Source organism: Idiomarina sp. UBA4206 (genome assembly GCF_002383015.1).
Classification (GTDB): domain Bacteria; phylum Pseudomonadota; class Gammaproteobacteria; order Enterobacterales; family Alteromonadaceae; genus Idiomarina; species Idiomarina abyssalis.
The window spans coordinates 153,444-162,298 of the sequence record NZ_DFTS01000043.1 but is presented as its reverse complement, the minus strand read 5'-3'; the positions used below and the strand labels follow the sequence as shown (position 1 = coordinate 162,298).

Sequence of the window (8,855 nt, the reverse complement as noted above, 5' to 3'; positions counted from 1 at the left end):
TTTCGCCTTGTTGAGTTTCGATAGGAGCGTAACCAACCGCATTCAGAACCGGGAATTCATCCGGGGTCTGAGTTTCCCACTCAACGTGTTTTTGATCATACGCTAAGTTGTTGTAAGCACTACATCCGCTTAATAGCAGTGCAGATGCGAGTAACGCGAAAGAAAGTAGATGCTTAGCCATAACGACCTCTGATAGAACAAAGTACTTATGGTTGTAACGGCTGAATGGCAGAAATCTTTAGCGGATTTTGCCTTTACTATCGTAGGTGAGGCTGTCTTTTCGTGCAGACTGTAAAATGGTTTGTTTCAACTGGTCGATACTATTCAATGTTGACTGTACCACCTGCTCGTTGACCTGGCTTTGGTGCTGGACGTTACTCAGGGTGCTTTTTATTGCGGCAACGGCTTCGGCCAAATTGGGATCATCTTTGAGCTGTTCTTTATCGGGGTGTTCGGCAAGCTGTTGGTCGAGTTGATTAACTCTGGCCAGGGCTTTTTCTTTTGCTTCTGTAATGGCATTTACATCAGCGTGTTGGCGGTCAACTATGGCGTTTAGCTCACGTTGCTGTAACAACGCAAGGGTATCTAGCGAGTCCGCCATTTCCTGAAGGAGCTCATTGACAGGCGCCAACACGGTCATTATTCGTTATTGCCGTTACTGAACAAGTCAGATTCAAATTGAGCCAGTTTATTCGCTAACTGCTCAACATTTATTTTGTATGAACCGCTTTCAATATCCGCTTTGATCTTGTCAACTTTGGCTTGATCAATTCCGCTGCTGTTCATGGCTTTTTCTTGTAAACCACCCAGTTGCTGCGCTTCACTTGTTAGAGAAACGGCGTCTCCGCCTTTTTGCGAAACCGATGCAGGCTTGCCCGGAGCATCGTTCTGCACTTGGCGATTACTGGATTTGCTGTCAATGTTGGCATTTTTCAGCCCGGCATTGTTAATATTAATTGGCATTGTGTTTAGCCTCGCTAGATAAAGTCTCTCGGTTACTTATCGACCGTACTCAAAAAAACTTAAGTAAATATTTTAACAATTTTATAAATTGACGGTCACTTCATTTAATCCTGTGACAACAGCCTGTACCGATTTGTTCGACCGTGCGTTTTCAACAACCACAGATTCACCTTTAAGGCCATCAGCCAATGCCCTTCCGGCAGCAGTAATTCGCAATGTTTTATCCTGAGCTACTATTGTAACGCTTTGGCCCTCACATACAAGACAGGTGTCGCTGGCGCTTATTGCTTGCCCTGCGCTAATGCGCTTTTTAATGCGAGCGCCCACTAAAGCCGTCATGTCGGTGAATACATTGGAGCGCACACGGTTAAGGTCAATTTCAGAATAAACTAAGTCACTCTCGCTTATCATTTGCCCCGGCGACATCGGAGAAGCAGCTGTAACGACATTTTTATAATGATATATACGGACAGGCACGTAAGTTCGCCAGTGAGCGGCTGCAGTGCACTCTATTTCAATTGTCGTGTAACTGTCTAAAGTCGCGTTATTGGCTAAATCAACTTTCGGTTGTTGTGGACAGACTTTTGGCGTCATGCGAGGGTCAAGGTTATTCGCAACAACTTCCACGCGTCCGTTATCAGGGGCTGATACTCTTTGCTCTACGTAATTGTGAGCCAACTCCTGTAGGGCTTTATAATCAAAGCGCAGGCTCTGCTTTTTACTGGTTTCATCCGCGTTAGCCGAGTCTATACCGGTAAACACTGCAGCGAAAATAAAAAGCGAACTGATCAGTAGCGATTTACGTACTATCATAAAAATTCCTGATGTTATTCGTTAAGGTTCTCTGGTCGAGTGCCGAAAAAAACGGTATAACGTCAAAAGTTCGGCAGTTCGATGGTTTCAGTATGGTTGTTGTTGATGTAAGCAAGTACCGTGCCGAAGTAGAGGTCCCCTGCCATATAACAGGAGTGAATAATGGCCAGTATTCTTGATTCAGTGAATCAGCGCACACAAATGGTCGGACAAAACCGGCTTGAACTTTTAATGTTTAACCTTAATGGCAGGCAGCGGTTTGGCATTAACGTATTTAAGGTGCGTGAAGTTCTGCCTTGTCCTAAACTGACCGCTATGCCTCGGCGAAACCCTCTTATTCGAGGTGTTGCGCACATTCGGGGGCAGGCTATTTCCATTATTGACTTAAGTATGGCGACTGGTGGGCCCGAGTTAACCGGTATTGAAAATCGCTTTGTAATTATTGCGGAGTACAATCGAACCATTCAGGGGTTCCTGGTGGGTGGAGTTGACCGCATTATTAATATTAACTGGGAAGATGTCATGCCACCGCCGAAAGGCACAGGAAGGGGCGCTTACTTAACAGCCGTTACTCAAATTGAGGATGAGCTGGTTGAGATTATCGATGTTGAGCGAATCCTTGCTGACATTATGCCAACCAATATGGACGTCAGCGACGATGTTGCCAATGCGCCAATCAACGTGGCAAAAGAAGATTTAACCATCTTAATTACTGATGACTCTTCAGTTGCCCGGAATCAGATTAAACGAGCGTTGCAGTCTTTAGGAATTTCGTTAGAGGTTAAGAAGAACGGTAAAGAAGCTTTAGACTATTTAAAAGAGAAGTCCAAAGAGGTTGGGGGACTTGTGCATCCTCATGTTCCGGTATTAGTTTCTGACGTTGAGATGCCGGTAATGGATGGGTATACCTTAACCGCAGAAATTAAGGCTGACCCAAATTTGCGTGATGTTCACGTTATTTTGCATACATCATTGAGTGGCGTCTTTAATCAGGCTATGGTGAAGAAAGTTGGAGCCGATGATTTTATTGCAAAATTTCATCCGGATGAACTAGCGACCGCTGTTCAAAAATGGCTTAATACGGTTGTAGACTGACGTTTTACGTCAGGTGAGATATCGGACCTGGCGTGAACGTCAGGCTACGAAACAAAAACCGAAATGGAAGTAGTTTATATAACGTGTTGAATCGCGAATTAAGTTTATCGGAATATCAGGAATTTCGTCAGTTTCTGGAGCATCAGTGCGGAATTGTACTGGGTGAGAGCAAACTCTACCTGGTGAAGAGTCGTTTAGGCCCTTTGATGGGGCGTTTTAATGTCGACTCTTTAGCTGAACTGGTAAAACGTTCAATGAAAATTAGTGAACGTGCCTTACGTGCTGCGGTAATTGACGCAATGACCACCAACGAGACTTTGTGGTTCCGTGACACTTATCCGTTCGAAATTCTGAGTAACCGAATCTTCCCCGAATATAAAAATCATTCCGGACCTTTAAAAATATGGTCGGCTGCCTGTTCATCAGGACAAGAGCCGTATTCTATTGCGATGACGTATTTAGAGTATAAGGCGAAGAGTCCCGGCGCATTGCGTGCCGGAATAAAGGTAACGGCTACGGATATTTCGAATAAGGTTCTGGAGCAGTGTGGCATCGGAGAATATGACAGCCTTGCTTTGGCCCGCGGCTTGTCAGCAGAGCGACGTAAAAAGTTTTTCACCGACGCCGCAAGTAAGCCTGGTTCTATGAAAATAAAAGATGAACTTAAGCAATTCATTCACTTTCGCCATCTGAACTTATTGGACAGCTATTCTTTGTTGGGTAAGTTTGACGTAATTTTTTGCCGCAATGTCCTTATTTACTTTGCCCCGGAAGTAAAGCGGAAAATTATTGCCCAATTTCGGCAATCACTAAACCCCGGTGGCTATCTTTTCCTGGGTGCCTCAGAGTCTATTTCCGGACTCACCGACGATTTTGAAATGATCCGCTGCCAGCCCGGCATTATTTACAGAAGAAAATAGCCTGCCGCAGAGCATACCCGCTAAAAACCTTTTCTAATTAAACTGGCACGCTTCCTGCATTGTCTTCACCATCGAACACTGTGGAGACAAAAATATGGCACTTTCCATGGATAAACTTATGGGAATACAGCAACACACGCTGGGTATACGTACTCAACGAGCGGAGCTTATTGCCAATAATATCGCCAATGCCGACACCCCGGGCTACAAGGCCAAAGGTCTGGACTTCCAGCAAGCGTTGCAACAAGCGCAGCGTGGTATGGAAAACCATAAAATGGCACGCACCCACGAAAAACACTTCAGCGTTGAGATAAAACCTCAGGGTACAGAGAAGTTCCGAGTTCCATCACAGCCGGATACCGGTGACGGTAATACCGTTGATGTGCAGTTGGAACAAAACTTGTATGCACAAAATGCACTGGAATATGAAATGACCATGAACTTTCTCGACGGCCGTATTAGTGGCGTGAAGAAAGCCTTGGGCGGACAAGGGAGATAATAAGTCATGAGTCTGTTTAATATTTTTAATGTGACCGGTTCTGCCATGAGTGCGCAGTCAGTAAGACTGAACACAACGGCAAGTAACCTGGCCAATGCCAACTCGGTAAGTAGCAGTATTGATGAAACCTACCGAGCGAGAAACCCGGTTTTCGCAACGGCTTTAGCGGATGCCAGAGGGGATTATAAAGGTAACAGCCTGACTAATCAGACTCAGGCAGGACAGGCCGCCGGCGTTAAGGTTTTGGGAATCGTTGAAAGCCAGGACCCACTACAAATTGAATATGCTCCAAATCATCCTATGGCTGACGAGAGTGGCTACATCTATCGGCCTAACGTTAACACTATGGAAGAGATGGCAAATATGATTTCGGCTTCGCGTTCCTACCAGACAAATGTGCAGGTAGCGGACACTGCCAAAACAATGACACAGCGTTTATTGCGTCTGGGTCAAGGGTAAGCAGGAGATAACAAATGGAAGGCGTAAGCAATAATTCCTACATCGATGGCATGAAGTGGAAGAAGGATGAAGGTGCCGAGTATGCTGATCCGGATGAACAGCAAAAGCTCGAGCAGGAAGACTTCTTCAAGCTGTTAACCGAGCAGTTGAATATGCAAGACCCGTCTAAGCCGGTTGAGAATGATCAAATGATTGCTCAGATGACCAGCTTTACCATGGCGGAAGGTATCAGTGGCTTGTCGGATCGTTTTGACCAGTTTGCAAATGATATGACTTCAAATCAGGCGTTACAGGCTTCAACTATGGTTGGTCGCAAAGTTCTGGTGCCGACAGACCAGGCCAACCTTGAGTCAGGCGCTGGAGTTACGGGAATGATAGCAACCCCGCAGTCAGCCCAGAATGTGAAAATTAATATTAAGGACTCAACCGGAGCCTTGGTTAAAACCATTAATTTGGGAGATATGCCTCAAGGCACGAAAGAGTTTGAGTGGGACGGAACAATGTCTGACGGCTCGGAAGCTCCGGCTGGAAATTATTCCTTCTCGGTAAATGCCAGTGTCGGTGGCCAGACTGAAGAATTACCCATACAGATGCACGCTCGCGTGCAAAGTGTCAGCACCGGCGGTGATCGCGGTGTGGTTTTGAATCTTAAAGGATTAGGTGGCATCAAGCTTTCTGATGTGACTGAAATTAGCTAACAGGTGAGGTGACTTATGTCATTTAATATTGCACTCAGCGGAATCAACGCATCGCAGAAAGATCTGGATACGACCGCGAATAATATTTCAAACGTGAAAACAACGGGCTTTAAACAGTCCCGCGCAGAGTTTGCGGACGTTTATGCGACGAGCATTTTTAACGCAGGTAACACAAAAGTGGGTGACGGTGTTTTAACCTCATCGGTGGCGCAGCAGTTTAGCCAGGGAACACTGGACTTCACTGAAAACTCGTTGGATATGGCTATTTCAGGTAACGGCTTTTTTGCGACTACCGATGGCCTTGGTTCGCGTGATATGACTTATACCCGTTCAGGTGCTTTTAAGTTAAACGATGACAAGTTCATCGTTGATAACCAAGGTAACTATCTACAGGGCTACCAAGTTGACCGTAACAGTGGTACCGCATCATCGGTGGCTTTGGCTACGACTCAACCTATTCGTATTCCGGATGTAGCTGGTGCACCACAAAATACCGATAATGTCTTTACTGCTTTTAACGTTGATGCGCGTCGCTCACCGATAGATGGCGCTGCTAACCCATTTGATCCTGATACACCAAGTACGTATCACAGCTCTACTTCTGCAACTATCTATGATTCATTAGGTGAGTCACATACATTATCGACTTACTATGTGAAGCGGGATAATAACCAATGGGACGTTTACGCCACTTTCGATGGTGATGAAATCGACTTAGCTCCGACGGGAACAGCGGTAGCATCCCCTGATACCTCAGTTAATGGCAACTCAGGATTACGTCTAACCTTTTTAGGAAACGGTGAGCCGGATGTTCCAGCAGGACAAACGACGTTTGATCCCGGTTCAATTGACTTGTCAGGTAATAACGCCGCGGGCGACCCGTATTTAAACAACGGTGCAGATGCCCAAACGGTTCAGTTTAACTTCCAGGATCTTTCGGGTACTACCAGTCCTACTCAGTTTGCTTCAGATTTTGAGGTGACTAACCTTGATCAGGATGGCAGCACAGTTGGACGCTTAACGAACGTGGATATTGATAAGTCAGGTTTAATTGCGGCAACTTACTCTAATGGTGATGTTCAGTACCTGGGTCAGGTTTCCATTGTTCGCTTTGCTAATGAACAAGGCCTGACGCAAATTGGTGGTACCAAGTGGCGTGAGAGCATTGACTCGGGCGAGCCGCTTTCTGGTGAAGCGAATACCGGTACTTTTGGTGGTATTGAAGCTTCTGCGCTTGAAAACTCAAACGTTAACCTGACCAAAGAGTTGGTTGACTTGATTACGGCGCAACGTAACTTCCAGGCAAACTCACGTTCGCTTGAAGTTAATAACACCATTAATCAGACCATTCTTCAGATTCGTTAATCGCTTTTATCTGTCGATTAAAAAGACGCCTTCGGGCGTCTTTTTTTGTTTCTGGCATGAAATCTGCATTATCAAAAGCATATGACAAAATTTTGGCTGGAGGTCAGCTATGGACAAGATGCTATGGGTAGCGATGAGCGGCGCAAAGGAGAATATGAACTCCGTTGCCGTACGCGCCAATAACTTAGCTAACGCCAATACCACGGCGTTTAAAGCCGACTTACAACAGGCAAGGGCAATGCAGGCCTTTGGTGAAGGTTTGCCGACTCGTGTGTTTTCTATGACAGAAAGCCCGGGGCAAAACTTTGCCAGTGGGGCAATACAGGCGACCGGACGTAACATGGATGTTGCGATTAAAGACCAGGGCTGGATTGCGGTCGACGACGGTAACGGCAATGAGCGTTACACTCGAAATGGCAGTCTGGAAGTTGGCACCGATGGCATGTTGAAAAACTCCAATGGACAAACGGTTTTAGGCGACAACGGCCCCATTTTTGTGCCCATGCCAATTGATAATCTGGTTATCGGTTCCAATGGCAATGTATCCATACGCCCTATGGGCGCTCCGGCGGATGCTATGGAGGTGGTTGACCGGATTAAGCTGGTGAACCCACCGAACGGCAACATAGAAAAAGGTAATGATGGCCTGTTTAAGTTAAAAGACGGGCAACAGGCTTTTGCTGATGCCAACGTGAAACTGGAAATTGGCGCTCTGGAAGGGAGCAATGTCAATAGTGTCGAAGAAATGACACATATGATTGCACTGCAGCGCCAGTACGAAATGAACGTCAAATTAATGAAGACGGCCGATGAGAACGCACAGCGCTCTGAATCGCTGATGAGAATGAGCTAATCGTAGCCCGAGGAGAAACACTATGAACCCAGCATTATGGATAAGTAAAACCGGACTGGATGCGCAGCAACGCGATATTTCAGTCATTTCCAACAACCTGGCTAACTCCAGCACGATTGGCTTTAAGAAAAGCCGGGCGGTGTTCGAAGATTTGCTGTACCAGAATATTAATCAGCCAGGCGGTCAGTCCGCTCAGGACACTGAGCTACCTAACGGCTTGATGCTTGGTGCCGGTACCAAAGTAGTTGCAACGCAAAAAGCACATACTCAGGGGAATGTTCAGACAACGGACAATTCATTGGATGTGATGATTGATGGCAAAGGCTTCTTTCAGGTGTTGATGCCGGATGGAAACATTTCCTATACCCGTAATGGTCAGTTTTCACTGAACGAAGAAGGTGAAATGGTAACCTCGGGTAACGGCTACACCATAGAGCCGGCTATTCAGATACCAGAAGACGCAATGTCAGTCAGCATTTCACAAGAAGGTGAAGTGACGGTTACTCAACCCGGCAACCCGGACAACGTTGTTGTCGGGCAGCTTAACCTGGTTAACTTTATTAACCCGGCGGGCTTACAACCTATGGGTCAGAATTTATATAAAGAGACAGCCGTAAGTGGTGCGCCTTTAGAAGCCGTTCCCGGTGTTGACGGAATGGGGAATACCATTCAGGGCGCGCTGGAAACCTCAAATGTGAATGTAACTGAAGAGCTGGTGAATCTGATTGAAAGTCAACGGGGTTACGAGATGAATTCAAAAGTGATTTCTTCTGTAGACCAGATGTTGAGCTATGTGAATCAGCAGCTTTAATTGAATAAATAGCGGGTGAGTCTATGCGTTTTTTACTTTTTACTTTAACAGCGTTGGTCATGGCGGGGTGTGCGCAAACGCCACATAAACCGATGCCAAATGACCCATATTACGCACCCGTATTACCGGAAGAGCGTGCCCAGCCCGTTGTACCAACAGGCTCTTTATTTCAGGACGCTTACGCAGACAACCTGTATTCCGATATTAAAGCGCGGCGGTTAGGCGACATTATTACTGTGACGCTACAGGAACAGACAACGGCCAGCAAAACGGCAACCACTGAAACTTCAAAAGAGAGTTCTGCAGAACTCGGCGCACCAACGATGTTTGGGCGTGATATTACCGTTGGCGGTAACCCTTTATCGGCAGGCGTAAATAG

General features: G+C 46.2%; 12 protein-coding genes and 1 pseudogene. 9 read left to right on the top strand and 4 right to left on the bottom strand.

Annotated features, from left to right (window positions below):
- The 4 genes and pseudogenes from B3180_RS09905 to flgA all read right to left on the bottom strand — a co-directional run.
- A pseudogene (locus tag B3180_RS09905) lies at positions 1 to 181 on the bottom strand (flagellar biosynthesis protein FlgP); the annotation flags it as partial.
- 57 nt (positions 182 to 238) lie between these two features.
- Complete coding sequence (flgN, locus tag B3180_RS09900; RefSeq protein WP_199493133.1) at positions 239 to 640, bottom strand: flagellar export chaperone FlgN; 402 nt, start codon at positions 638 to 640, stop codon at positions 239 to 241.
- Positions 640 to 963: a flagellar biosynthesis anti-sigma factor FlgM gene (gene flgM / locus B3180_RS09895; RefSeq protein WP_271331628.1), complete on the bottom strand. Its 324-nt coding sequence runs from the start codon at positions 961 to 963 to the stop codon at positions 640 to 642. Before flgM ends, flgN begins: the two co-directional genes overlap by 1 nt.
- Positions 964 to 1,044: 81 nt before the next feature.
- Positions 1,045 to 1,776 carry a flagellar basal body P-ring formation chaperone FlgA gene (flgA, locus tag B3180_RS09890; RefSeq protein WP_278358303.1) on the bottom strand — a complete coding sequence of 244 codons (732 nt, stop codon included), beginning with the start codon at positions 1,774 to 1,776 and terminating at the stop codon, positions 1,045 to 1,047.
- Positions 1,777 to 1,938: 162 nt separating this feature from the next.
- Between flgA and B3180_RS09885 the strand changes: the two genes are divergently transcribed.
- The 9 genes from B3180_RS09885 to B3180_RS09845 form a co-directional block, all read left to right on the top strand.
- Positions 1,939 to 2,871: a chemotaxis protein CheV gene (locus tag B3180_RS09885; protein ID WP_222236669.1), complete on the top strand. Its 933-nt coding sequence runs from the start codon at positions 1,939 to 1,941 to the stop codon at positions 2,869 to 2,871.
- An 83-nt stretch (positions 2,872 to 2,954) separates the two neighbouring features.
- Positions 2,955 to 3,791 carry a CheR family methyltransferase gene (locus B3180_RS09880; RefSeq protein ID WP_054486725.1) on the top strand — a complete coding sequence of 279 codons (837 nt, stop codon included), beginning with the start codon at positions 2,955 to 2,957 and terminating at the stop codon, positions 3,789 to 3,791.
- Positions 3,792 to 3,885: 94 nt separating this feature from the next.
- Entirely contained in the window at positions 3,886 to 4,290 is a 405-nt protein-coding gene (gene flgB, locus B3180_RS09875; RefSeq protein WP_054486727.1) for a flagellar basal body rod protein FlgB, read from the top strand.
- A gap of 6 nt (positions 4,291 to 4,296) precedes the next feature.
- Complete coding sequence (flgC, locus tag B3180_RS09870; protein ID WP_199493125.1) at positions 4,297 to 4,749, top strand: flagellar basal body rod protein FlgC; 453 nt, start codon at positions 4,297 to 4,299, stop codon at positions 4,747 to 4,749.
- Positions 4,750 to 4,763: 14 nt separating this feature from the next.
- Entirely contained in the window at positions 4,764 to 5,447 is a 684-nt protein-coding gene (flgD, locus tag B3180_RS09865) for a flagellar hook assembly protein FlgD (RefSeq protein WP_222236670.1), read from the top strand.
- 15 nt (positions 5,448 to 5,462) lie between these two features.
- Positions 5,463 to 6,812, top strand: coding sequence for a flagellar hook protein FlgE (gene flgE / locus B3180_RS09860; RefSeq protein ID WP_271331626.1), 1,350 nt, complete (start codon positions 5,463 to 5,465; stop codon positions 6,810 to 6,812).
- 109 nt (positions 6,813 to 6,921) lie between these two features.
- Positions 6,922 to 7,665: a flagellar basal body rod protein FlgF gene (locus tag B3180_RS09855; protein WP_222236672.1), complete on the top strand. Its 744-nt coding sequence runs from the start codon at positions 6,922 to 6,924 to the stop codon at positions 7,663 to 7,665.
- 22 nt (positions 7,666 to 7,687) lie between these two features.
- Positions 7,688 to 8,476 carry a flagellar basal-body rod protein FlgG gene (flgG, locus tag B3180_RS09850; protein ID WP_054486737.1) on the top strand — a complete coding sequence of 263 codons (789 nt, stop codon included), beginning with the start codon at positions 7,688 to 7,690 and terminating at the stop codon, positions 8,474 to 8,476.
- A 23-nt stretch (positions 8,477 to 8,499) separates the two neighbouring features.
- On the top strand, positions 8,500 to 8,855 hold a 356-nt coding region (locus B3180_RS09845; protein WP_286844286.1), incomplete at its 3' end, for a flagellar basal body L-ring protein FlgH.

What these genes read in the sequence shown, in the direction of transcription:
- flgC (WP_199493125.1), top strand. Translation starts at nt 4,297, where the DNA reads ATGAGTCTGTTTAATATTTTTAATGTGACCGGTTCTGCCATGAGTGCG.
- flgB (WP_054486727.1), top strand. Translation starts at nt 3,886, where the DNA reads ATGGCACTTTCCATGGATAAACTTATGGGAATACAGCAACACACGCTG.
- flgN (WP_199493133.1), bottom strand. Translation starts at nt 640, where the DNA reads ATGACCGTGTTGGCGCCTGTCAATGAGCTCCTTCAGGAAATGGCGGAC.
- flgE (WP_271331626.1), top strand. Translation starts at nt 5,463, where the DNA reads ATGTCATTTAATATTGCACTCAGCGGAATCAACGCATCGCAGAAAGAT.
- flgA (WP_278358303.1), bottom strand. Translation starts at nt 1,776, where the DNA reads ATGATAGTACGTAAATCGCTACTGATCAGTTCGCTTTTTATTTTCGCT.
- flgM (WP_271331628.1), bottom strand. Translation starts at nt 963, where the DNA reads ATGCCAATTAATATTAACAATGCCGGGCTGAAAAATGCCAACATTGAC.
- flgD (WP_222236670.1), top strand. Translation starts at nt 4,764, where the DNA reads ATGGAAGGCGTAAGCAATAATTCCTACATCGATGGCATGAAGTGGAAG.
- B3180_RS09855 (WP_222236672.1), top strand. Translation starts at nt 6,922, where the DNA reads ATGGACAAGATGCTATGGGTAGCGATGAGCGGCGCAAAGGAGAATATG.
- B3180_RS09885 (WP_222236669.1), top strand. Translation starts at nt 1,939, where the DNA reads ATGGCCAGTATTCTTGATTCAGTGAATCAGCGCACACAAATGGTCGGA.
- flgG (WP_054486737.1), top strand. Translation starts at nt 7,688, where the DNA reads ATGAACCCAGCATTATGGATAAGTAAAACCGGACTGGATGCGCAGCAA.